At 38.5% G+C, this 23,921-nt stretch carries 23 protein-coding genes; 11 read left to right on the top strand and 12 right to left on the bottom strand.

Going from position 1 to position 23,921, the window contains the following annotated elements:
• Positions 1–52 precede the first annotated feature (52 nt).
• Both EHQ52_RS09380 and rsmA read left to right on the top strand, forming a co-directional pair.
• On the top strand, positions 53–1,939 hold the full coding sequence (locus EHQ52_RS09380) for a ComEC/Rec2 family competence protein (protein ID WP_135614938.1): 1,887 nt from the start codon (positions 53–55) through the stop codon (positions 1,937–1,939).
• A complete protein-coding gene (rsmA, locus tag EHQ52_RS09375; protein WP_167492197.1) occupies positions 1,911–2,789 on the top strand; it encodes a 16S rRNA (adenine(1518)-N(6)/adenine(1519)-N(6))-dimethyltransferase RsmA in 879 nt (292 codons plus the stop codon). Before EHQ52_RS09380 ends, rsmA begins: the two co-directional genes overlap by 29 nt.
• 35 nt (positions 2,790–2,824) lie before the next feature.
• Here the strand turns inward: rsmA and rsgA are convergent, their stop codons facing one another.
• From rsgA to EHQ52_RS09355, 4 genes are all read right to left on the bottom strand, one after another.
• Complete coding sequence (gene rsgA, locus EHQ52_RS09370; protein ID WP_135614937.1) at positions 2,825–3,952, bottom strand: ribosome small subunit-dependent GTPase A; 1,128 nt, start codon at positions 3,950–3,952, stop codon at positions 2,825–2,827.
• Between the two features lie 177 nt (positions 3,953–4,129).
• Entirely contained in the window at positions 4,130–5,653 is a 1,524-nt protein-coding gene (locus EHQ52_RS09365; protein ID WP_135614936.1) for an HDOD domain-containing protein, read from the bottom strand.
• Between the two features lie 85 nt (positions 5,654–5,738).
• Positions 5,739–6,554: an ABC transporter permease gene (locus EHQ52_RS09360; RefSeq protein WP_135614935.1), complete on the bottom strand. Its 816-nt coding sequence runs from the start codon at positions 6,552–6,554 to the stop codon at positions 5,739–5,741.
• The gene (locus tag EHQ52_RS09355; RefSeq protein WP_135614934.1) at positions 6,551–7,468 is read right to left on the bottom strand and encodes an ABC transporter ATP-binding protein; all 918 of its coding nucleotides are present in this window, start codon (positions 7,466–7,468) and stop codon (positions 6,551–6,553) included. Before EHQ52_RS09355 ends, EHQ52_RS09360 begins: the two co-directional genes overlap by 4 nt.
• Positions 7,469–7,567: 99 nt before the next feature.
• Here EHQ52_RS09355 and sixA point away from each other — a divergent pair, with 99 nt between their 5' ends.
• Entirely contained in the window at positions 7,568–8,050 is a 483-nt protein-coding gene (sixA, locus tag EHQ52_RS09350) for a phosphohistidine phosphatase SixA (RefSeq protein ID WP_100708948.1), read from the top strand.
• A gap of 40 nt (positions 8,051–8,090) precedes the next feature.
• On the opposite strand, the gene EHQ52_RS09345 is transcribed toward sixA, so the two are convergent.
• Both EHQ52_RS09345 and EHQ52_RS09340 read right to left on the bottom strand, forming a co-directional pair.
• Complete coding sequence (locus EHQ52_RS09345) at positions 8,091–8,921, bottom strand: penicillin-binding transpeptidase domain-containing protein (RefSeq protein ID WP_135614933.1); 831 nt, start codon at positions 8,919–8,921, stop codon at positions 8,091–8,093.
• A 34-nt stretch (positions 8,922–8,955) separates the two neighbouring features.
• Positions 8,956–9,213, bottom strand: coding sequence for an LIMLP_16025 family protein (locus EHQ52_RS09340; RefSeq protein WP_100705174.1), 258 nt, complete (start codon positions 9,211–9,213; stop codon positions 8,956–8,958).
• 121 nt (positions 9,214–9,334) lie between these two features.
• Here EHQ52_RS09340 and EHQ52_RS09335 point away from each other — a divergent pair, with 121 nt between their 5' ends.
• Together EHQ52_RS09335 and EHQ52_RS09330 are read left to right on the top strand one after the other, a co-directional pair.
• Positions 9,335–10,375 (top strand): SMP-30/gluconolactonase/LRE family protein, encoded by a 1,041-nt coding sequence (locus EHQ52_RS09335; RefSeq protein ID WP_135614932.1) that lies wholly within the window; start codon positions 9,335–9,337, stop codon positions 10,373–10,375.
• A gap of 35 nt (positions 10,376–10,410) precedes the next feature.
• Positions 10,411–10,908 (top strand): acyl-CoA thioesterase, encoded by a 498-nt coding sequence (locus EHQ52_RS09330; protein WP_135614931.1) that lies wholly within the window; start codon positions 10,411–10,413, stop codon positions 10,906–10,908.
• Here the strand turns inward: EHQ52_RS09330 and EHQ52_RS09325 are convergent, their stop codons facing one another.
• The 3 genes from EHQ52_RS09325 to EHQ52_RS09315 form a co-directional block, all read right to left on the bottom strand.
• On the bottom strand, positions 10,909–12,405 hold the full coding sequence (locus EHQ52_RS09325) for an ArnT family glycosyltransferase (protein ID WP_135614930.1): 1,497 nt from the start codon (positions 12,403–12,405) through the stop codon (positions 10,909–10,911).
• A 22-nt stretch (positions 12,406–12,427) separates the two neighbouring features.
• The gene (locus EHQ52_RS09320) at positions 12,428–12,763 is read right to left on the bottom strand and encodes an STAS domain-containing protein (RefSeq protein ID WP_020769420.1); all 336 of its coding nucleotides are present in this window, start codon (positions 12,761–12,763) and stop codon (positions 12,428–12,430) included.
• A gap of 180 nt (positions 12,764–12,943) precedes the next feature.
• Positions 12,944–13,528 (bottom strand): tyrosine-type recombinase/integrase, encoded by a 585-nt coding sequence (locus tag EHQ52_RS09315; protein ID WP_135614929.1) that lies wholly within the window; start codon positions 13,526–13,528, stop codon positions 12,944–12,946.
• 221 nt (positions 13,529–13,749) lie between these two features.
• Here EHQ52_RS09315 and EHQ52_RS09310 point away from each other — a divergent pair, with 221 nt between their 5' ends.
• Positions 13,750–14,793 carry an alpha/beta hydrolase gene (locus EHQ52_RS09310; protein ID WP_135614928.1) on the top strand — a complete coding sequence of 348 codons (1,044 nt, stop codon included), beginning with the start codon at positions 13,750–13,752 and terminating at the stop codon, positions 14,791–14,793.
• Position 14,794: 1 nt separating this feature from the next.
• Here the strand turns inward: EHQ52_RS09310 and EHQ52_RS09305 are convergent, their stop codons facing one another.
• Both EHQ52_RS09305 and EHQ52_RS09300 read right to left on the bottom strand, forming a co-directional pair.
• Positions 14,795–17,080 (bottom strand): ATP-binding protein, encoded by a 2,286-nt coding sequence (locus EHQ52_RS09305; RefSeq protein WP_135614927.1) that lies wholly within the window; start codon positions 17,078–17,080, stop codon positions 14,795–14,797.
• Between the two features lie 388 nt (positions 17,081–17,468).
• The gene (locus tag EHQ52_RS09300; RefSeq protein ID WP_135614926.1) at positions 17,469–17,900 is read right to left on the bottom strand and encodes an SET domain-containing protein; all 432 of its coding nucleotides are present in this window, start codon (positions 17,898–17,900) and stop codon (positions 17,469–17,471) included.
• A 174-nt stretch (positions 17,901–18,074) separates the two neighbouring features.
• Here EHQ52_RS09300 and EHQ52_RS09295 point away from each other — a divergent pair, with 174 nt between their 5' ends.
• The 4 genes from EHQ52_RS09295 (at position 18,075) to EHQ52_RS09280 (ending at position 20,517) form a co-directional block, all read left to right on the top strand.
• Positions 18,075–18,560 carry an RNA pyrophosphohydrolase gene (locus EHQ52_RS09295; protein WP_135614925.1) on the top strand — a complete coding sequence of 162 codons (486 nt, stop codon included), beginning with the start codon at positions 18,075–18,077 and terminating at the stop codon, positions 18,558–18,560.
• Positions 18,557–18,985: a globin domain-containing protein gene (locus tag EHQ52_RS09290; RefSeq protein WP_135614924.1), complete on the top strand. Its 429-nt coding sequence runs from the start codon at positions 18,557–18,559 to the stop codon at positions 18,983–18,985. The genes EHQ52_RS09295 and EHQ52_RS09290 overlap by 4 nt, the downstream gene beginning before the upstream one ends.
• A gap of 35 nt (positions 18,986–19,020) precedes the next feature.
• A complete protein-coding gene (locus tag EHQ52_RS09285; protein WP_135614923.1) occupies positions 19,021–19,308 on the top strand; it encodes an acylphosphatase in 288 nt (95 codons plus the stop codon).
• An 84-nt stretch (positions 19,309–19,392) separates the two neighbouring features.
• Positions 19,393–20,517, top strand: coding sequence for a TolB-like translocation protein (locus EHQ52_RS09280; RefSeq protein ID WP_135614922.1), 1,125 nt, complete (start codon positions 19,393–19,395; stop codon positions 20,515–20,517).
• Between the two features lie 19 nt (positions 20,518–20,536).
• Here EHQ52_RS09280 and EHQ52_RS09275 read toward each other — a convergent pair whose 3' ends face one another.
• Entirely contained in the window at positions 20,537–21,817 is a 1,281-nt protein-coding gene (locus tag EHQ52_RS09275) for an MFS transporter (protein ID WP_135614921.1), read from the bottom strand.
• 178 nt (positions 21,818–21,995) lie between these two features.
• On the opposite strand from EHQ52_RS09275, the gene EHQ52_RS09270 reads away from it, so the two are divergent.
• The gene (locus tag EHQ52_RS09270; RefSeq protein WP_135614920.1) at positions 21,996–23,912 is read left to right on the top strand and encodes a gamma-glutamyltransferase family protein; all 1,917 of its coding nucleotides are present in this window, start codon (positions 21,996–21,998) and stop codon (positions 23,910–23,912) included.
• The last annotated feature ends 9 nt before the right edge of the window (positions 23,913–23,921 follow it).

The following is a 23,921-nucleotide window of genomic DNA, read 5'->3' as shown; positions in this document are numbered from 1 at the left end:
GGCGGAATGAAGATTCCGCACACAATTCAAATTTACCAAAACAGGTATTCGTATGGGCGAATACTTGGAACAAAACTACCGGGACTGGATTCCCTCCTCCTTATTTTCCTATCTAGTTTTAGGACTTTTATCCACTTTATTTTTAGATTCTTTCTTTCCAGATCTGGTCTTAGTTTGGACTTCAATACATTCAATTAATATAATACTTTTTTCTTTTTTATTCTTCGGGAAAAAGATTCCATACTTTTCTTGGGGAGTGATCTTATTTTTTGTTTTGGCGATCTGCGGTTATACCAAAAGATCCGCTCCCTTTCTGAAAGAATCCAGTACTTGGAAAAAAGAATTCTCCCAAAAAATCAATCAAGTCTTGGACAAGGCAAAGATAGAAGGCAGAGCCAGAGAAATTTCCATCGGTTTAGTTTTAGGGGACGCAAAAGGTTTAGATAAAGAATTTAAAAAGAATGCTAAAGAAGGAGGAATTTTACATTTATTCGCTGCCTCTGGCTTACATCTGGGGATTTTAATAGGATGTATGTTCGCTGTATTGAAACGAATTCCTTTCTTAGGATATTATCTTCCGAGAATACTTCCTGTATTATTCGGATTATTGTATTTAGCATGTTTAGGTTTTCCAATCTCACTTGCAAGAGCTTGGATATTTTCTGCCTGGATACTTTTACAATCTATGTTTTTCCGAAAATCCAAACCTGCGGATCTATTAATATCTTCCGCTGGATTAGTTTATCTTTGGGATCCAATTCGTTCTTTTGGAGTTTCATTTTTACTTTCCTTCGGCGCAGTTTCCGGAATTCTACTTTTGCTTCCTTGTTTTCAAAAATGTCTCCCTCCAGCTGGGGAAGATAAAACGATCTTAACTAGATTTATTGGATTCTGGAGAGAAAATCTTTTAGTTTCCTTATCTGCAGGGCTCGGGACATTACCTTCTTTAATTTACTATTTCGGGACTTATAGTTTTGGATCTCTGGGTTTAAACCTGATCTTAGTTCCAATCTGCGGGATCTTACTTCCTTTATTATATTTTTCTTTAGTATTGGAAACAATGTCTCTTTCCTTGCTTGCACGGCCCCTCTGGAAAATCGTTTTATTTCTTTTGGAAATTTTAGAAAAAACAACTCTCTATTGGGGAGAATCAGATTGGAATTTGGTACATTATTATAGAGGTAATACAAAATTTTTCGGATTAGGGATTTGGTTTTTATTCCTACTCTTCTTATCTTTTTGGAAATTACTCCCTTCAGACAAAGTCAAAAATTCCGAATTGGATCTTTCTAATCCTTTAAATAAGAAAACTCGAAAAGTCACACTATTCAAAAAGATCTGGCTTTTAGGATTTTGTATTTGTTGCGGTTTTCAATTTTTATTAGCAAATTCCGCTTCTTGGATCCAACTACCTGATGTATTTTTCGGAGATAGATTTATATTCTTCCTACAAGAAAAGAACAGAGTAGTTCTCGCAGGAAAATGTAAGTATAGTTCCAAAATTCTGTATAAGTCCTTGGGAAAAGATCCGGAAAGATTTTGTGGAAATTCTAAAACCTTTGAAATTTATATAGAACATGAGTCTTGTTTGGACTGGGTCTCAGAATGTTTGAAAAGGAATCAAAATCTTTCTCTGAAATACGGAGGAAAAGAAAAACCAAAGATCGCTAGTCTCGAAAATTGGAATTTAATTCCTAAGTTAGTAGAATTTCACCTGCCTGAGCCAGGCCAAAAGTTGATCCGATTTGATATTGAAAAAGATTCGTTAATTACTCTGTCAAATCGAACAAAAAGCGGAGAAGGGATTATACTGATCATTCCAAGATTTGGGATCAAAGAAGATCTAAGAGAATGGAATCGATTTAGAAAACAGCTTGGAATCGCTCCCGGTTGGAAGTTTATTGGAAGTGATGAGCTCCCCGGAATACCCATTTTATAAACCAAATGTGATCCGGGAATTTTTATCAGAAAGATCTTCTGCTCCTCTCAAAAAATGGGGACAAAACTTTCTAATTGATCCAAACGCTATAAAAACTTTATTCTCAAGCGCTGCACCGGAACTTCTACAAAAATCAGAACTGATCTTAGAAATCGGCCCAGGCCTCGGAGCGCTTTCCCATTTACTCTATGGACTAAGGAAAAAACTGAGATTATATGAGATTGATCCAGTATATTATAAATGGTTAAATGAGTTTCTACCTGGAACCGAGATCATTTTAGGAGATGCAAGAGATACATTATCCGAGCAGGAAAATAGCTCCTGTTTTTTATTCGGAAATCTTCCTTATTATATCACTTCCGAACTTATACTTCTTTCTTTAGAAAAATTTCCGAATTTGCAAGGAGCAGTTTTTTTAGTCCAAAAAGAATTTGCTCAAAGGATCACTAAGGAAATTTCTTCTCTTTCAATTTATGCGGGATCTTACGGAAAATTCCAAAGCAAAAAGACAATCAAGGCTGGATGTTTTTATCCTTCCCCCAATGTGGATTCAAGTGTACTTACATTTGTTTCCAACAAAAGATTTTCTAAAAAAGAGTCTTACCAAGTTTTAGAAATTTTATGCAGGACCTTATTTTGGGGAAAAAGAAAAAAGATAGGTTCTTCTATCAAAGAAGCTCCATTAGATTCTTTTTATCCGAACGGTCTTCCTATCCAAATCTCCGAAGAAAATTTAAGATCTAAATTAAAAGAATGTATAGGATCAGCCAGAATTTCTTTAGATAAAAGACCAGAAGAATTAAAGGCAGAAGATTTTTATAAGATTGTAGATCATTTTCAGATCGATTAAAAGAGCAGAGGATGTTCCCCTGCCCTTCTCAAAAACTAACGATACCTTTCTCGGTCTCGTTGTTGTTGCATTCTTTTCTGTTCTTTGTGGATAGATTTCCACTTCGCTTTTTGTTCTCTGAATTCAACTGAGTTTGGAGCGCTTAGATTCGCGGTTCTTTCCAATTCCCTTTTGAGTTTCAGATAACTTTTGAATCTTTCTTCCGAAATTTTTCCTAAGTTGATCGCAAATTTTACTCCACAATCAGGTTCACTGATATGGGAACAGTCTTGGAATCTACAATCAGAAGCAGCCTCGAAAATTTCAGGAAAGGTTTCTTCCAAACCTGAACCGTCAGACCAAAGTTGGATCTCCCTCATTCCTGGAGTGTCCAAGATCCAAGCACCTGAATCCAAACGGAACATCCATCTATTCGTAGTGGTATGTCTTCCTTTCGAATCAGATTCTCTGACTTCGTTTACTGATCTGATCTTTTCTCCGATCAATAAATTGAGAAGAGAAGATTTACCTACTCCGGAAGATCCAATAAAAGCAGAAGTGGATCCGTCTTTCCAAAACATTTCCAGTTCTTCCAAACCTTCTTGTTTATGATTGGAAACCGAAAATACTTCTACACCAGGACAAGATTTTCGAACGATCTCGATCTTCTCCCTTAGTTCTTCTTCTCTGTCCGAATACAAATCTTTCTTAGTAAGTACGACTACTGGTGTAGCCTTACTTTCCCAAATTTGTATCAGAGTTCTTTCCAATCTTCTTGGTTGGAAGTCCCCATCCAAACCATGTAAGAGAAAAATTCGATCCATGTTTGCACAGATAGGATCTGGCTTTAAAGTTTCTCCTTTGGTTTTTCGTACGAGTAAACTTCTTCTGGGAAGAACCTTATGGATTAGATATTCTTCTCCGCTTAGTTTTGTGACGAGTACCCAATCTCCTGCGACTGGTAGATCCAAACTAGAATCTGCATTAAAACGAAGTGCACCGGTTAATGTTCCGGTACCTTCTTCTTTAATACTTACTAATTCGAGACGAAACTCTTGTCCCTGTTCTCCGATAATTCTCGCAGAGACAGGGTCGGAGATACCTAGGTCCTCTGAAATTTTGATAAATTCTTTTTCTCTATCCGCATCCCATACGGATAAATTCAAAGATGGTTGTTGGTCCATTTATTTTGCCCAAACCTATAAGCATAGGTAGTCGTAAGACTAATTCATGTAACTCCCTCGTGATACGAGGGCCCTTTGGGGAAAAGGTTGTAAACAATCAGGCAATCATATGCAAACTTAAGTTTTAGACTCTCGGGCTTATCTAGAGTTGTAAAGTTTTTTTTGAGAAGAAAAGGATCAGGCAGAATATTTCTGAAAGGCTTTATATTCTTCTATAACCTTCTTACCGAACTCCAACCATTCCTCATCTTTTTTAAAGCCGAAATGTTGAAGTACTTCCCAGTGGATCGCTGCCGGATCCGCTTTTCCATCCAAACAATCTATGATCCAATCAGATAAGTAGACCGCAAATACAACATCTCTGGATTCCTTTTTGGCCATCAATGGTCTGTGATGGTATTCTGCTGCGACCTTGATCGTATCCGAGAAATTCCATTTTTCACAGATCATACCTCCTAAGGAAGTATGGGTAATACCAAGTGCGGCTTCTTCCAATCCAAGGGTAGAAGGTAAAAGTTTTTTGCCGGAGATATCGGTTAACTTTTCGATCGTATCCCCTTCTAGAGATAGTAAAAGTACAAGTCCTATATTATGAAGAAGAGCTGCACAAACCAGATTGGTCAGGAATGTTTTCTTCCAGCCCATTCTTTCCCCTAGCCTTCTGCAAATATAAGCGGAAAGACTGGACATTTCCCAAATATGCTCGAACTCTTTGTATCTTTCTTCCAAGATCTTTTTAGTTCCGAGACTCAAAAGAATATTATTTAATTCTGATAGACCAATCAGTTTGATCGCGTCTTCTAAAGTTTCTACTTTTCTTCCTTGTGCAAAAGAAGCAGAGTTTGCGAGTTTTAAAATATTGGTAGATAAGGAAACGTCTCTTCCGACCTGCTCCGTAATCTGTTGGATAGAAGAATCAGGTTTATTGATCAAGCTCATGATCTGATTTAAGTTTTCAGGAAATGTAGGAAGTTTATCTATCTCTGCGATAATTTCGACAGTACGTTGGTAGGAAACATTTCGATGTTTGAAGTCCAACGGAATTTTTATATAGGAAGAAGTGATCCCGCCTTCTGCCTTTAATTTATAAGAATCAGCACTAATTCCTTCATTCTTTAACATCAGAAGAGACATCGCAAGCCCAAGGCCAGCACCTTCCGTATCGTCAGCATGATCTGCGAAAACCTCTCCCAGGTCATTATACTCTTTGCTCTTGCCGATTCGATTTTCTACACGTTTTAATTCTTCAGGAATAATAGGAGCGTTATTGGATACTCTCATCAAAAAGCTAGTTCGGTTAAATGCTAGAGTGATCAAACAATGGAATTTCACTTTTTCCAACAAGGCAGCATATCTTTCCTTGTCCTTGATCATTTCCTTTTTGAAATTCGCCATCCCTCTCACATAGTCGTCCGGATTGGAAATGTTCAGATTGTTTTCGGCAAAAAAGATACGTTTGGAATTTGCCTTAACAGCGTTCATCGCACTTTCTCTTAAGATAGAAAAAACGGATTCTTTGAGGGTAATCGCATCCAAATAGACCAGGTACCTGTCCAAAAGAACGCTGATTAGTTTATCCACATTTTTGTTCAAAGTGGTAAACCGGATATAGAGAGGATTTAGCTTTTCAATGCGTTCGTTTACGTTACGAACGCTAAGATAGTATCCTTCCTTTTCGAAATGGTACCAGTTTATATTCATTTTCGCTCGGCGGAAGGGCCTGCTATATCCTACTGCTGAGCAGGTTTTGTCAACCCTAGATTAAATTCTCCGAATCCCTTAGGGCCTAAATCTCTTTGTGTCGAGTGCTCAACCATAGAGTGGATTTTAAAATTACGATCCATGCTCCTACTTGGACGAATGAATAAGGTCCGTAGAAATTTTTAGGGTCAACCTTCGCCGAAAAAAGCGCGTAAGAATGATAAAAAACAGTCCCGACCTGAGGGAGAACCCAGTAGATCGTTTTTAGAGCGAATTTTTTGACATCGCTCGCATCTGCAGACATATCAATATTTTGATTATAAGCTACAAAATCTAAAATGCAGCTGAAAAGTAAAAGACCGAGAGAACTTACGATCGCGAGGGATTGGTTCGAAAATAGAGTTACTAAAAGAACCAATAGAACAAAAAACGAATACACTAACATCATGGTTCCCTGATACCAAAGGAACTCCCAAGGGATTTCCAGAGAGAACGAAGAGCTGATCCCGAAAGCCAAAAGCACAAAGAGCACCACGCATATAAGCAAAGCGAGTCCCTTACTTCCTACATAAGCGTATGGATCCACAGGACGACTCAACCACAAAGTGTGGACCTGGGCGTCCATATCTTGGCGAAGAAGGTCAGAAGTCAGGATCACCAGAAAAACCAAACTCCAAAAAGAAGTTAGAATAAAATACATAGAAGAAGAAACACCATGACTAGTTTCTCCTCCTGCGGATGTGGTGCAGGTCCATTCTCCCAATAGGAAAAATCCAAGCAGAGAAAAATAAAAGAATATTGCCTTACGCCTTATAATTTGAACAAACGTTAGCCGAAGCAGAGTCCCAATTTGACGAAATGCAGAAGAGATAAAAAATTTAAAATCAGTTTGAGAACTCAATTTGATCCTCCATTTGCGGAGCCGTCAGTAAGTCTGAAGAATACATCTTCTAAAGATTCAGTCTTTCTTTCGTAGAGGAAAATTTCCGCACCCTTCTCCACTAAAATTGCAGGAAGTTTTTTCAGATCCACTTCCGGTTTCGGACGTATTTCCCAAGTTTTTCCGTCCTGCTTATGTTCCAAGGAGATCTCTTGCAAATAAGATTCAGGAGCGGATTCCAGACGGATACGTATCCTGTCTTTTCCTTGTTTTAATTCGTCCAATTTGCCCTGAGCCATTAGATTTCCTTTATGCAGGATACCAATCTCAGTACAGATCTGTTCTACTTCTAACAGACGATGGGAGTTGATTAGAATTGTAACTCCTCTCTTTTTGTTCTCTTCTATAATTAGTTCTCTGAATTCTTTATAACCTGCAGGATCTAAACCTGTGCCAGGCTCATCTAAAAGTAAAAGTTCGGGTTCTCCACCAAGTGCATTTGCAAGTCCTAATCTTTGTAACATACCTTTGGAGTAAGTGGAAATTTTTCGATCAGCAGCTTCTGCTAGTCCCAACTTTTCTAAAAACTCATTACTTTTCTTTTTTGCAATGGAAGAAGGTATCAGCGCGAGTTTGAAACTTGCTTCTAAAAACTCTCTCCCACTCAAATAAGTAGGTATCGCCATTCTTTCCGGAAGATAACCTATCTTAGTTCTTGCAAGCGGGGAAGGTTCCATACCCAAAACTTTGCAGTAACCTTCGGTTTGTTTGGAGAAACCAAGTAAGATACGGACCAAAGTAGTTTTACCGGCTCCGTTCTGACCGAGTAGACCGAAAATCCCGCCTTGCGGAATTTTCAGATCAATTCCTTGTAATGCTTTTACTTTCGGATAAAATTTGCGTAGGTGTTCTATTTCAATTGCAAATTGAGGCATTCAAAAATCCTTAGACCAGGTGCCGGAGACGATAGTTCCATTGCTTCTCGAAGCAATCCTTTTTATTAGAACGCGTATCCACAATTTTATATTTATTCTATGAAGATCATCATAGCCAGACATGGGGAAGCCGATCCCAATTCAGAAGACGGCAAAGATTCTTCCAGGGTTCTAACTCCCAAAGGAATCACAGATATAGAAAAGATGGCCCGGTTTTTTCAGACCGGTTTCAAGATCAAAAAGATCTATCATAGTCCTTATGTACGCACAAAAGCCACAGCTGAAATTTATTCCAAAATCCTAAAACCAGAATTAGAAACTGAATCAGCAGAATACCTTCTTCCTGGCGAAGATTACTTCAGGATTTGTCCTCTTCTTAAAGATAATTCAAACTCGGATGCGATCCTATTAGTGGGTCATAGTCCTGATGTAAGTGTGTTTGCAGAGACTCTATTAGGAATTTCAGGAGTAGGAAAATCTTTTCTATTCACTCCTGGTTCCGCACTTGCAGTGAATATTCCTCGTGAGAAATTCCAAGGAGGACAGATCATTTGGTTTGTATCTCCGGACTTTCTTTGTTGATCTTTTCACTCTGAAGCCAAAGTCCTTTTTTAAACTCGATTCATTCCAGACTCGGAACCTTACAACCAGCCAATTCATAAAATCTATTGATCGTTCCAGTTCTGGATCCTGATTTGTTTCGATTTAAGATAGTATAGATTATATAATCGTTTTCAGATTTGACCAAGGCAGCTTGGAACCAAAAACTTCCTTCCCAAGAACCTGTTTTTCCATACACGTTAGCCGATCTCTCAGAACATTCGGACCAAAAAAGGGTCTTTCTCCATTCTTCCGTAAGATTTTTAGGTAACCCGTAACCATTCTCAAAAATTTTAGACCAAGAAGAATGTACACTCTTAGGAGTTAATGTAATCCTTCCTCCATGCTTTAAACCTGCCAGATCGACCCACCAATCCTCTACTTTAGTATTCGATTTAGAATTTTCTAAATAACCAATTTTACGTAAGGTAAGATCCAGCTTGTCTTTTCCCAATTTAGGAAAAACTTTTTCGAAATAATCATTAGAAGAATAAAACAATGCATCTCTTAAATTCAAAAGTCTGGGAGAATTCGGAATATGTTTATCTGCACATTCTATTTTTTCTTCCGGATCAATGATTGTATTCTCAAGCAAAGATAAAACTAGATATGTTTTAAAGGTAGAAGCAGGAGAATATTCCCGTTTCAGAAATTCAGAGGCACCGTAGACCTTTTCTGATCTGGGTTTACCGGAACTTACCTCAGTTACAAGGATCAATTCCCCTGGGTTAGGTATTATAGTTTTGGAAGAAAGATTTTGGGGATGTAACGGAGTTAGAAGAAAAAGAGAAGAGAGTTGAAAGAGTAAAAAACGGCCTAGAGCGGAATTCTTTCCCTCTGAAAATCGAAACATGATCGTTTCCTATTCCAGGGGAAAAATCCGCCCATCATTTCTTTAAAAATTGTTTTAAGATATTCTCACGAATCTCTTCAATTTTAACGATTCCCCAAGCCAGAGGAACTTTGAATTTCAACGCGTTATCACTCAGGTCCTTTTCTCCCTGCGCTTTTAGCTCGTCGAATCTCTGCTCCACCTTCTCCTTTCCATCGTTTAGATCCTGGAGAAGTTTATCGAAAATCTCTTTCGAAGTCTGGACGGCCCCAATCCCGGCATTGATTATATCGTTTAGTTTTTGGTTGTCCATGCCTTGCTATTCCTTTTTAACTCCATTTTTATGCACTGCACAAAAATTGCAAGAATAAAATTCCTAATCGGGCCTTGAATCTGATTGCCAGTGCCGGATTTAAGGCAGATCTTGGGACCCCATGCGAGTTTCCATTCTAACCTTAGTATTCGCCGTTTTAGCCCCGTTTTTTAGTAATTGCTCCGGAGATATCAAAGATATCCCCTTAAAAGGCTGTTCCAAGATTTCAGGAATGCCCGGCCCAGAAGATCTGGCCATCGATAGGGATGCAGGATTATTATACGTATCTTCCCACGAAAGAAGGATCAAAGATCAGGAAGGAAAGATCTACTTTTTAGATCTGAATTCTTCTACACTTGAGCCCAAACTATTAGAGACTGAATATCCTAAAAATTTCAGACCTCATGGGATGAGCCTTTTAAATCAAAATGGAAAGTACAGACTATATGTGATCTCTCATATCACTTTATACAAAGAACATTCTATAGAAGTTTTTGAAAGAACAGAAAAACCTTCCGCGAAGGCAAAGGTCGGAAAATGGAAACATATCCAAACTCTGCAAGATCCATTAGTTACAAGTCCTAACGATCTGTCGGTCGCATCTGAGAACGAAATTTTTGTTTCTAATGATCACGGAGAAGGAGGATTTATGCTCTATCTATTCCATGATCTTTTCAGAATGAAACGTTCTGAGATCGCTTATTACGACGGAAAGTCTTGGTCCTCACTAGGAAATCCTGTCTCCTTAGGGAATGGGATCCTTTATGTAAAAAGACCGGACGGAAAAGAAATTTTATACAGATCTGCATTTAACGAAGGAACCGTTTTAAAATTCGATATCAAAAGAGAGAACGGAAAAATCGCAATAGGAGAACCTAAATCGATTTTGTTAGGAAGCGGACCAGACAATCTAGAGATTGACGAAAAAGGGACGATATTCACCGTCACTCACCCTTCTGTAATGAAGTTCCTAAAACATGCGAGTAGTGCAGACTCTCACTCTCCTACCAAAATATTTACAATTTCTCCGGATGATTCTATTTTAGAAATTTTTTCTAACTCTGGTGAATTGATCTCCGCGGGAAGCACCGCACTTTCGTATAAGGAAAGAGTTTATATCGCTCAAGTATTCAACGATTTTATTCTGCAATGCCAATTATAAGAACGTAATACTTGGATTGTTAGTCTAAACAATAGATGTCGGAAGAAATTGCAAAAACACCAAAACAATCCGCAGTGGAAACCAGGCATATAGTTATGCCTGACCATACCAATCATTATGGTACCCTTTTCGGAGGTACCTTAATGTCTTGGATAGACTCGATCGCGGTCATGGTGGCCCAAAGACATTGTGGAAGAGAAGCAGTTACTGCAAGTGTAGACAAACTGAATTTTCTGGAACCAATCTCTTTAGGTGATCATGTGATCTTAAAAGCTTCTGCAAATTATGCAGGAAGATCTTCGATGGAGATTGGTGTGCAAGTCTCTAAGGAAAATCCTTATACTGGGATTGTGACTCGCGCAACTACTGCGTATCTTACATTCGTTGCATTGGATGAGAATAAGAAACCCTGTCCTATTCCTAAAATAAAACCGGAAACGGAAACAGAGACAAGAAGATACGAAAACGCAATCCTGAGACAAGAGGCAAATCGAAATCTTGTTAAAAAGATCAAGGATAACGGAAAAGTTTAATTATCGTCTGCGATATACTTCTGCTTCTACATTTGCTACTTTTCTAAGTGTAGAAGGTTCTGCAGTAATTTTGAATTTTCTGAATTTGGAAGAATTCTCTTCTAAATAAGACTGAACGAATTCATTTCTTTTTTGACGATCCGAAAATACAAATGTATCGATTGAATCCAGGGTCTGGATAAAATCTTCTTTCGGGATAGGAAGTTCTCCAGGGATAAATTCAAGAACCTTCAGATTCGGATATTCTTTTTGAATATGGAAATAAGGATCAGGGATCGCCTGTAGATACATCTTTTTAGAACCTTTTAGTTCCGGTCCCAAAACCTCATAAAATCTATCTTTCAAATCGAATTCAGGATTTCCGAATCCTATTCTTTTATACGCATTCACTAAAATTGCAATATTTGAAAATACTAATATAGCTGCTATAAACTGCACCCTTCTACTTCTGATCCTTTCAAAAAAGAATCCTCCAAGCGCAGACAAAGGGATACATAAATACATTACGTAATAGTATTCAGTAGATAAGATCAAAAAGAATAGAATAGAAACTGTCCATGCAGAGAAAAAGAATGCTGATTTAGGTTTTTCCTTAATTTCTCCCCTTACCACCCAAAGTCCATAAGCTAACGCAAGATAAAAGAATAGTCTGAGTCCTGGAGATTCATATCCACCCAATAAAACTTTGATCTTTGTGATTGGAGAGAAGGATTGGAATAGATCTTTTTTACGTCCAAACTGAGCGCCAAACTGATAGAAAAAAATTCCCCAATCAGGATGGATCCAAATTCCCCAAGCAAGGATTGGCAAGGCGCCGCCCAACCAAAACATCCATACCTTCCATGCTTTTGCTTGGTGGATTAGAAGTAATGCTGGTACTCCAAAGATTGCGCCGAACGGATGTGATAAAAATGAGATCCCTAAAAAGAATCCGGATAAAAGAGCTTCGTATTGTTTGAGAGGAATATCTCCCTTCCATTTTGCTTTTCTTGCAAGTACTAGTAAGGATAGAAGTGCCCAAAACAAACATAGAGCTTCCATTCTTGCAGTCCAACCTACTCTTAAGAACAGAAGGTCAGTGAATAAAAGTAAAGAAGCTCCTAGTCTAGCAATTGGAGAATAATCAAATGTTTTTAGTATAAACCAAAATACCCAGACACTCGCAACAGATAAGATCGCAGCGAATAACCTTAGGACTTCGAGACCTTCTCCGCTAAATTTCAGGACCCAACCGTTTAATAAAAAGAAAACTGGAGGCATCCAAAGAGTTTTGGTTTCCATCCCTTTTACTAAACCTTCCAACACATCTGTGCGGAAGAGCCCGTTCTTTGCAAAATCTAAGGACGGAGAATAAAATAAGACCTCGTCAGGCCAAACTGGCGGGAACTCCAACCCGGAGATCCTAAATATTAAGAGTGAAAGTATAGATAAAAAGAAAAGACCGATGAGTCCGTAAATTTCGGAAGATCGGTCTTCTGTGCTAGCGGGGGAACCCATAATACAAAGCGCCCCCGGCTGGTTATTTTAAGGTAGCTAATGCTTCTTGTTCGGTTTCGTAGACTTCGAAAAGATCTAATAATTCCACAACGTCGAAAACCTTTTTAACGTTAGGCGTGATATTGCAAAGTTTAAGCTTTCGATTCTGCTTTTCTAGTTCCCGGACCATTCCTACAAATATCCTGATCCCAGAAGAAGATATATAAGAAATATTTTGCAAGTTAATAACGATATCACCAGTTCCAGCCTGGACATCGTCTAGAAGTTTTGCCTCTACCTCGTCCGAATGTGTGATATCCAGCCTGCCATCCAATTGGACTAGGGTGTGTTTCCCTACTTTTTTCGTTTTAATTTCCAAGCTAGGCTCCGAGCGACGATCCATAAGATCATATTCCGACAAAGAAAATTTCCTTTTTTAGTTACAAAAGGGGAACGGAAAGTTCGCCGTAGACTAAAATAGTGAGGAAATGGGGTTTTACAAGAATTTTTTCCCATCTCCATTATTCTCTCATAGTTGGAAAATCCTAAATTTTGAATATTATGCCGCTGAGCCGTTAATTTCCTCCAATGGAAATTTTTTGAGCGGAGCCAGTTTGGGTTTCTGCCCGAGCAAGTCTTTCAGGGATTTTTGGGAAGAAAGCCCTAACTGTTCCTGGATACTTTCCAGGTCCCAGCCTGCCTCGATCAGGTGAGAAGCCAAACTTCTCCTTAACCTAAAAACTGAAATCGTCAGCCCCGTCATTTCCTCTAACTTGGAAAACATTTTTTGAACAGTCCTGGGACGAAGTTTGCCCATTCGTCCCGAAAACAAAAAGTCCTCTCCCTGTTTGCCTTGAGAAATAAACCAAAGATCTCTTCTTAGAGAATATGGAATGGAAGGATTTCTGGAGTTTAATGTTCGAGAATGATGGATCAATATTTTATGATGGGACCAATCCAAATCCTCCACTCTTAAAGAAACCAATTCAGAAAGTTGCAGCCCGAAAGAGTATATCATTCTAAACCAAAGGTGATGATTTTCATGAGTTCTGGATGCGTTTAGAAGAAGGCGTATCTCTTCCTTACTGAATACAGGATTGTCCTCTGGCAGAATTTTGGTTCTGCTTCTTTTGTCTTTTTTCATTCAAATACCCTAATGTGATCATTCAATTTTTTTCTCGGAGAATGGGATTCGTAAAAATACCTGCAAAGTAGAATTCGACATTTCGATCACTGATTTGCGGAATAGTGGTTACCAGAGGGATGGTTGACAAGACGTCGGAACTTGGATTCTCGGTTCCCCGACTTTTCAAATCGTCATTAAATTGTTATCGGATCTTAACGAGTTCGGGTTTGGATACAAATATGAAATATTTCTGGAAGGCTGCCAAGTTTGCCCTTCATTGCCAATTACCTACTCCTCCTAAAGTCTCTGAACAAGAGATAACAGTTAGAACGGATAAATTTGAAATTCCTGCGATCCTTTATACCCCTAAAGGAAAATCCTGCGGAACCATTTTGGCAGTAAATGGGTTGGCCTATATGGGAAATAAGGACCCAAGATTTGCAGCAGTTTGTAAATCTGCAGCTGCAGTTGGTTATACAGTTATCTCTCCTTTGATGGTAGAAGTTACTCAGTTCCGAATTAAAAAAGAGACCGTAGAAAAAATAAAAGAACTTATACTTCATATCTCTTCTAATAAAGAATATTGCCCTGACCAAAAACTTTCTTATATTGCTCCGTCCTTTTCTGGAAGTATGGGACTCATTGCTGCATCTGATCCTGAAGTTGGAAAAAAGATCTCTTCTATTCTTACAATTGGTGCTTATTGTGATGTTCAATCCACTTTGGATTATGTGATGACTTCAGACGAGGGAGACGAATATGGAAGGATGATCCTTCTTTATAATTTCGTAAAGTTTGCCCTCAAGTCTGATAACCAAGAGTTAGAATTTGCATTAAAGGCATGCGTTTTGGATGGAAGTTTCTCCAGAGAAACCTTGGAACTTCCTACTGTTTTAGAAAACATTAGCCCTGAAAGCAAAGAAGTATTCTTTAAACTTAGAGAAGATAAAAGTTTCAGAGAAAAAATCTGGAAAGAGATTGTAGCGAATGCTGGATCTCAAAGTTCATTCTTACAAGAATTACAGGTAAAAGATAAACTTCATCTTTTAGATTGTCATGTTTCTATCGTTCATGGTTTAGGAGATAATGTTGTCCCTGCAAAAGAAGCTGTGATCTTAAAGGAAAATCTTCCTAATAAAAAATCTAAATTGGTGCTAACACCTTTGATCTCTCATGGAGATGTTGGAATTTCCTTAGCCCAGTTACCTGCGATCTATGATTTAATACAAGGATTTGCGTTCTTCTTTAAGAATGCTAATGTGAAAGAAAAGAAGGCAGCCTAATTTAAAAACTTTTCGTATAAAAGAATTCGATCAAGTCCCTGATCTTATAGGGTTTTTCTAGAATATCGTTAATTCCAAGTGCGAAAAGTTTTTCCTTAGTTTCATTTCCGAAATCAGTTCCGGAAACAAAAATTTTCAGATCCGGACATTCTTTCTTAATTGTTTCCAAAAATTCCAAGGAAAAAAGATTTTCAAAATCCAGATCGATCACTGTTAAAACTGCTGTAGATTTAAATTTATTTAATATTTCGTGAGCCTTTTTAGTGCTATCTGCGCTGATCAACCTAAAACCTAAAGCTAACATTTGATCTTGTAGGATTTCCGACAAGTATGGAGATTCTTCTACCACGAGCATAATACCGGTAGAAGTTTGAGAAACTTTTCCGGAACTTTCTATCAATCGAGAAGTTTTGGTTTTTGCTGCCGGGAAAAATAATCGAATACTTGTGCCCATTCCTAATTGGGAGCTAACCTGCACCATTCCTTCATGGTTTTGCATGATCCCGTAGACCATAGACATTCCAAGTCCACTTCCTTGGGTCTTAGTCTTTGTGCTGAAGAACGGCTCGAAGATCCTTTTTCTAGTCTCCTCACTCATTCCTTCTCCATTATCTGAGATCTCTATACAAAGATATTCTGCAGGTTCAGAAAGTGGAAAAGATTCTCTGATATTTGCACCTTGTACTCCGAATGCACGTATAGAGATCTCTCCCCCATCTGGAAGTGCATCTCTTGCATTCAGACAAAGATTTATAAGCACCTGCTCCAACTGAGAATAATCTCCTACGATTGTAGGAAGTCCTTCTTTACATTCTTTGATGAATTTTATTTTTTCAGAGAATGTAGGGACTAATAGGTCTACTGTTTCATTTATCAATTGGTCAGCTAAGATTGTTTTAAATCCACCTCCTCCCTTTCTGGCTAAGGAAAGAAGTCTCCGAACTATGATTGCTCCTCTTGCAGCCGCTGCGTTGATAGAACGAGACATGTCCATAAGAGAAGCAAATTTGGAAGATTCCAATTGCATTTTGGTCGCGTATCCAGAGATGATCTGCAGAATATTATTAAAATCGTGAGCGATCCCACCCGCTAAAGTTCCGATCGTTTCCAATTTTTTAGATTCTATCAATTGATCTTCTAACTTACGACGAAGAGTATCGTCCAGCAAATATCCACGGATTGAATCTATACTTCCTGACTTGTTAAATGTAGCAAAATAATTTCCAGTTGTATGGATAGGCAGCCCATTCTTTTCCTGAAAAAATTCTTCGTGAGTTTCTAATCTGGAACTGATCTGTATTTTTTGTAAGAAGAATGAGTAATCATCATAAGAAGGAAAAAGATCTGCAAAATTTTTGAGAGAGGCTTCTGATTGTGTTTCAAATCCGAACATCTTGAGGAAAGAAGAATTGGCAGCCAAAATATTGCCAGAAGGATCTGTGATAAAATTCGCTGAAAGATTTTCTTCGAAAAATTTTCGGTATTGTTCTCTGCTTTGTAGAAGTTTACCTTCTATCCTTCTTCTTTTTTGTAATTCTTTTCTGGAATCGCTTGTAGCTCTTCCTGTGATCAAAGCGACTACGCATAAAATTCCTAAGTTTACTAAAAAGATAAGTTCTTTATCATCCTTAAACCATTGGTAATGTTCGGAACGACCAAACAATACCGGAAACACCAACGTGACTATCTGCACCCAAATGTTTGCAGTCAAGGCCATAGTGATCCCGTATCTTAATGCGGCCCAAAGAACAAATAACGCAAATACGAACCAGTATTCTAAGGAAGGAATAATCGCGCCAAAAACTCCGCAGAGTACAAATACTGATATAATCTCTGCGATTCTTCTGGGTTTAAGATTTCTGAACCTGTTTCTGTCCCAGCTTGTTTCTCTATTTTCCCAGGCACCTTCTGTTCTTGCACAACCTTTGAGTTCCATCCAAGGAGTTGCCCATAATAAGGTCGGAGCAGAAACACTCAGTGTATCGAATAGTGTGGCACTCATCCCCTGCAAAGAAGATATGAGTAACTTGTCTTGAGGGAGGTCTCCGAATAATACGAGACCTTCTGCCACTAAGATCCCGTTACATATCGCCGCGGGGAAAGCTACCCAAAGTAAAAAACGAACTGTTTCTCTTAGATCGGGTAACCAAACTTTTCCTTTTCTGAATTTGATAAAGAAGAGCCAAGAAATTCCGACAGCTAAAACTTCCCAAAGACAATAGATTGGATATTTATCTACATCGTGAAGTCCCCAAAGATTTGCACTGAACAATGCATTGGCATACATTGCGGGTAACGTGCGTGCCGGCCCCCACCAAAAACATAATACAATACCAACAGGAATAGGAAGATAGGATATGGAGATCCCAGTATCCACTTGGAAGGCTAAGGATGCCTTAGAAGCGAAATGAAACAGGATTAACGGAAGGATCCAAGTCCAATAAGGTAATGCCTTATTCTCTATATAGGGAGTTCTTCCGCCGTTCTTTATGTCGGATAATAAATTCAGAACCGGCTCCCGAGTTCCAATATTCTTTATCGTTTAAAGGGAATCCACTCTTTGCAGGAAATAGAGATAAAATTAATGAGTTAGATACGCGAAACTTTTTGTTTCTTACGAGAAAAAAAATGTGCTATTCGTTGTTAAACGGATATTGATCGCGTCAAAGCAGAACTTAGTTCTGCTCTACAGGAGAAATGTCTATATGGATCCAATACTCGTCGCCATAATCGAAGAATAACTCTTCGCCTGCTTTGATCTTACGCATTGCTTCGAATCTTGCAGTCTTCCAACGAGTAGATACTACTAGTTTTACATTCGGCTTAGAGCTATGATTGATATAACGAGTATAGTTTGACTCTTTGCCTTCTCCGTAGATCCAATGATCTTTGCAGATCCAAAGTAAATATTTGGACTCACAGTATTTGGCAGAGTTTGCAGACTTATCGTTAAGCACTCTACCGGTATAAAATCCTACCGTATCACCTTTGACTAAGTCTTGTTTGGAGAATAACCCCATTCCGATCCCTGGTATCTCAGATTCCCTAATTTCGAAATCCTTCTCTGAAAATACTTGAGGTCTGCGAATTTTATATCTGACCGACATCGTAAGCAACACATCCACCTATTGGAATCGGAATATTAATCCAAAGAATCTTATGGCCTCTCTTTGTCTATCCTCAATTGATTTATCATGTTTTTCTACTAAATGCGTATTACTTTAGGTCCAAATTTTTTTATAGGCTTGTCTATCGAATATATGATGTAAATCTCTACTAAGATGGACAAACCGTATAGAAAGAACGTGGGAATGGTAGTCTTCAACTCTAAAGGAGAGGTTTTAGTAGGAGAAAGACTGAATTTTAAAGGCTCTTGGCAATTTCCTCAAGGCGGAATAGATGATGGAGAAGATCCTAACTCTGCTGCTCAAAGAGAACTTTTAGAAGAAGTAGGCATCAATGATGCTAAGATCATCTATGAATATCCTAGTTGGATCAATTATGATTTTCCTGAGTCCTTACGTTTGAGCTCTAATCTAAAGAAGTATAGAGGCCAAACTCAAAAGTGGTATCTTCTATACTGGAATGGTAAAGCAGAAGACTGCGATCTAATGGCTCATGAACAAGAGTTTGAAAGAGTTAGATTCATTCCATTTCAAGAATGCCTTTCGACCGTAGTCTCCTTTAAAAAAGATGTGTACCAAAAATTAGTCCAAGAGTTCGAACCTAAGATATTGGATTTTATGAAGAAGGGATCTTCTACATGAGTGCAACATTTTATACTCCACCTGGAGGACCTCCTCCTCCCAGTCCTCTTCTTAGAGAATTGTTCTCAAAGGTTGGAGAAAATTCTATTAGGGAACTTGTTTCTGTTTTCTATGATCAAATAGCTGTCAGTGAAATTCGTGGAATGTTTCCAGAAGATCTAGAAGAGAGCAAAGTAAAGTCAGCTGACTTTATGGTGCAAGTGCTCGGAGGTCCGCCCTATTATGTTCAAAAATATGGCCCTCCTAAAATGAGAGCTCGACATCTTCCATTTCCGATCGACGAAAAAGCTAGAAGAGTTTGGCTTTCCTGTTACCGCAAAGCGATAAAGGATTGGGAAGCAGACGAAGAATCTAAAGAGATACTTTGGCAGTTTTTGCAGGATTTCTCCTCCTGGATGGTAAATAAGGCTTCTTCTCAAGAATGAGGGAGTATAATTTAGCTGTTGGAGTTACAACGTGAATGGCCGCAAAAAACGAATTTAGAGCAAAAATTAGGATCCGAGGAACCGTACAAGGAGTTGGTTTTAGATATTTTGTGCTACAAAGAGCACAAGAATGCCGACTGAAAGGTTACACTATGAATCTTCCTACCGGCGAAGTAGAAGTTGTAGTAGAAGGAGACAAAGTTTTTATCGAAGATTTATACAAAGCAGTTCAAAGAGGACCTTCTAAAGCGAAAGTAACGGAAGCTACAATCCACTGGGAAGATGCTAAAGGTACGTTTAGGACTTTCGAGATCAAACGTTAATCTAATATCCTCTTTGGGAAATCGATCCGGGCCGATAGGATAAATTTTACTGACGAAACCTGGATTTTTTCGGAGAATGACTTTATGCGAGCGAAGGATACACTTAAAAATAAATTTCTGAACCTTGCTCTCTTACGAATCCTCGGATCTATCTTCATCATAACTATCTTACAAAATCCGATCTTCTCAGTTACTCCTACACCTGTTTCTTTTATGAGTCCTGTTTACGCAGTTCAAGAAGACAAAGGTATCTTAAGACTTATCTCTATTTCTTCTATCAACGGAAAAACTGGACTTGTTTATACGGGAACCCAAGAGAAAGGGATCCCTGTTTTTAGAAAGCAGAACTATATTCTTTTTAAAACTTCCAAAGATCTTAATTTATTAAATCTAGCGAACTCTAAAGTGAAAACAATCCATGGAACAAGAGATGCATTTCCTGGGAATAGTGGATTTTTAAAAGATAAATCCATTGTGATCTTCTCCAGAAAAAATGGAAATCGATGGGAAACAGTTTTATACGATTATGAAAAGGAGAAGGAGATAAAATCTCTTCCAGGTTACCAACCTTATGTTTCTCCCGATCAAAAAAATATAGTATTGATTGGTAATGAAGTACGTTACTCTGAACATGGAGAAGAGTCTCTCAGAGTTCCGATCCATAAATATTCTCTCGAAACTTCTGAATTAAAAACTCTAGCTTGGATAGAAAGTGGAAAATTACAGATTACTGATGTATATACAATTGCAGAAGATCTAGTTTTAGTACGTGTTGCAACAGAAAAGGAAAACAGACTTTATAAACTTCCTACTTTAACTGGAGAATTGGTCAAATTCTCTGATCCATTCTATCCTTTTCCAATAAATCCTCAGTCCAAAGAGCCAAGAGAAAATAAAGAACAGGTAAATATTAGTTTTAGTCCTGATGGAAAAGTTTTGTCCTTCACTGAAAGAGCTGATGGAAAATTGGGAAACATAGTAGTTATAGATCTAAAAACAAAACAAAGATATGATTCTTCTTTTGTGGGTTGTTTCCCTGTGGTTAAAAATGGATCCGTTTACTTTTTAGGAGATCCTGAACTCGTAAAACAATCCAAAGACCAAGAATACAGACCTTATAATAATTATACTCTATATGAATTAGATTATAAAAAAGATAAGATCCGCTCTATCACTCCAATTTCAGGAAAAGTAGAACTCCTAGAATAAGTCCTTAGAACTTCTTTAATTATGATGCGAACTCAGGTGTTTCTGAAAGTTTCCCTTCTTCTTTCTCTGTTGATACTGCAAATATCCCGAGTGCTGTGATCACACATAATGCTCCTGCAAACATAAATGCAAGATCGTATTCTCCTTGTACTGTTCGGATATAACCGGCTCCAAATGCAGCAACAGCTGCTCCGATCTGATGGAATGCAACTACCCAACCGAACATCAATCCTACTTTTTCTCTTCCGAATATTTTAGCAGTCAAAGCAACTGTAGGAGGAACAGTAGCGATCCAATCTAATCCATAAAATACTGCAAATATAGAAAGTTTATTCGATTCAGGATCAAATGCTTGAGGTAATAATAATAAGGAGATACCTCTCAATCCATAATACATAAATAACAGAATTTTATTATTCACTCTATCCGATAGCCAGCCGGAGCCAACTGTTCCGATCAAATCAAAAATTCCCATGAGTGCTAAAAGACCAGCAGCTCTTACTTCTGGAATTCCATGATCAGAACATGCAGGAACTAAATGAGTTCCTACGAGTCCGTTAGTGCTTGCTCCACATACAAAAAAACTTCCCGCAAGAAGCCAAAAATTCCTGGATCTCAATCCAACTCTTAATGCAGATATCGCTTCCATGAATGGATTTCCGGAAACAGGTAGGATACCTTCTTCTTCACTTTTCGCCCCATAAGGTAAGAGCCCGGACTGTTTAGGAGAGTCTTTCATCAAGAAGAATACTGTAGGAAGAAGTATCGCTAATATAGAAGCAACCGCATAGACTGCATTTCTCCATCCTTCTTGTTCTGTAAGCGAAGCTAAAAATGGAAGAAAGATGATCTGACCTGTAGCAGTACTCGCTGTTAAAATTCCCATGAGAAGTCCTCTATGAGAAACGAACCAACGATTGACCACTGTGGCCCCTAAGACCAAAGCAGCCATTCCGGAACCGAATCCAACCATGACTCCCCAAAGAACTACTAGTTCCCAGTTTGTCCGCATAATTGTTGTTAGCAGGATTCCTGAGATCAATAGCGCGAGTGCGAATACCATAATTCGTTTTATACCAAAACGATTCATGAGTCCTGCAGCGAATGGTCCGACTAATCCATATAATAAAAGGTTTACAGAGACCGCAAAGGAGATTGCCGATCTATTCCAACCGAACTCTTTTTCGAGGGGAACGATCAGAATTCCAGGCATGGACCTGACTCCGGCAGCAACGATCAAAGTGAAAAATGTAACGATCAAAACGATCCAAGCATAATGAAAAGAAAAACGTTTGGTCAAAGCTTAGCCCCTATGATTCAGACCGGGAGATTTTTTCAAATTCCCTATCTATGATTGGACTATACTATAGTTCAAAAGTTATAAATTCCGTTTATTCCTTTCGAGGCTTTCCAGTAGAAAAAAATCTTGCTCGTTCCTTCGAAAGACAGAAAGATCCTCTCACAGTGAAGAGGAAATCATGAAAAAAATCCTAACGTATTCTTTATCAGGAATTCTAGTAATCGTTCTAGTGTTAGTAATACTCTATTATGCAACTTCCCAACCTGGAGAGACTATGAGTTTCCAAGATCCGTATCATACAGAAAGATCCACCGCCCATGGTTCTAAATTGATGGTAGCAAGCGGTCATCCATTGGCTACCAAAGCTGCTTTGGAAATTTTGGAGAAGGGTGGGAATGCAGCGGATGCAGGAGTGGCAGCACTTTTAGTTCTGAATGTGACCCAAGGAGAAGAAGCATCTTTTCCTGGAGTTGCTCCCCTGCTTTATTATGACCAAACAGATAAAAAAGTTCATAGTTATATTGGCGTTGGGACTGCACCTGCAAAGGCAACGATAGAATATTTTAAATCTAGAGGACATGAATCCATTCCAATGTTGAAATATTCTTCTCAATTGGTTCCTGCATCTCCTGATGTGATCGTTGCATTACTCAAAAAATATGGAACAAAATCTTTTGAAGAAGTAAGTAAACCAGCAATCCAAATTGCTGAAGAAGGTTTTCCTGTTCACAGAATTTTAATGAGGAATTTGAACATAGGAGTTTTCAAAAGATTAGGTCTTAAATTTTTGCTTCCTTATAACGCAAAAATTTATGTGGGAGATAAATGGTGGAAACCACTTCAAGCCGGAGAAAGATTTAAAAGACCTGCGTTATCCGCAACATTGAAAGAGTTGGCAGAAGCAGAGAAGGCAGCTTCTTCTTCTGGAAAAAACCGCGCAGAGTCTCTCGAAGCTTTAAGAGATTATTTTTATAAGGGACCAATCGCAGATAAAATCGCAAAAGCCCACTCAGAACATGATGGTACAATGGCTAAGTCGGATCTAGTTAGATACAGCGCCGACTGGGAAATTCCCTTACAAGGCAACTATGGATCTTATACAATCTTCTCCAATCGAACTTGGAACCAAGGTGCAGTCGTTCCTATCGTTCTACAAATTTTAGAAGGTATAGATCTTAAATCCATGGGTCATAACTCTAAGGAGTACGTTCACACTGTAACCCAAGCGATTGAATTAGCAATGGCAGATCGTGAAAAATATTTTGGAGATCCAGCTTATGTTTCCGTTCCGGAGAAGGGCCTGCTCAGCAAAGAATATGCCGCAGAGAGAAGAAAACTTCTACAATCTAAAGCTTTTGGAAAAACTCCTCCATCAGGAAATCCATTCTTATTCGAATCTCCAGCTAGCGCAAAAAAGATCGCTTATCAAAAAGAAGATTCTCTCGCTATAAATGAAGAATCTTTCTTTGATCTTACTCCAAGTTTTTGGGAAAGAACGGAATCAGGAAAAATAGGAAGAGATACAACTTACCTAAGCATTATTGACTCTAAAGGAAATTCTCTCTCCTTAACGCCGAGTGATTTTCCTCAGTCTCCAATTATAGAGGGTGATATCACTTTAGGAATTAGAATGACCCAATTCCGATTAGATCCAAACCATCCATCTGCTTTGGTTCCGGGGAAAAGGCCAACGATTACGCCTAACGCGTCCATGGTATTTAAAGATGGAAAATTTTGGATGAGTTTTGGAACTCCAGGCGGAGATATGCAAACCCAAGCAGTAGTCCAAGTATTCTTAAATTTAGTAGTTTTTGGAATGGATCCACAAGAAGCAGTGAGTGCTCCTCGTTTTCGATCCTTGAACTGGCCCGACGCCTTCTCCCCTCATAAATATTATCCGGGAAGAATAGAATTAGAAGAAGATATCTATAAAAAAGAAGGAAAAGCACTCGAAACACTTGGTTACGAAGTCAAAGAAAGAGAAAAGTGGGAATATGATTTTGGGGCTCCTTGTATTTCTTTAAAAGATCCTAAAACAGGAATTTTATATGGCGGAGCCGATCCAAGAAAAGAATCCTGGGCGGAAGGAAAATAAAAGAGGTAA

Origin of the sequence: Leptospira koniambonensis (assembly GCF_004769555.1) — a bacterium.
GTDB lineage: Bacteria > Spirochaetota > Leptospiria > Leptospirales > Leptospiraceae > Leptospira_B > Leptospira_B koniambonensis.
Note: the sequence above shows the minus strand (reverse complement) of the source record. Positions and strands in the feature narration are given on the sequence as shown.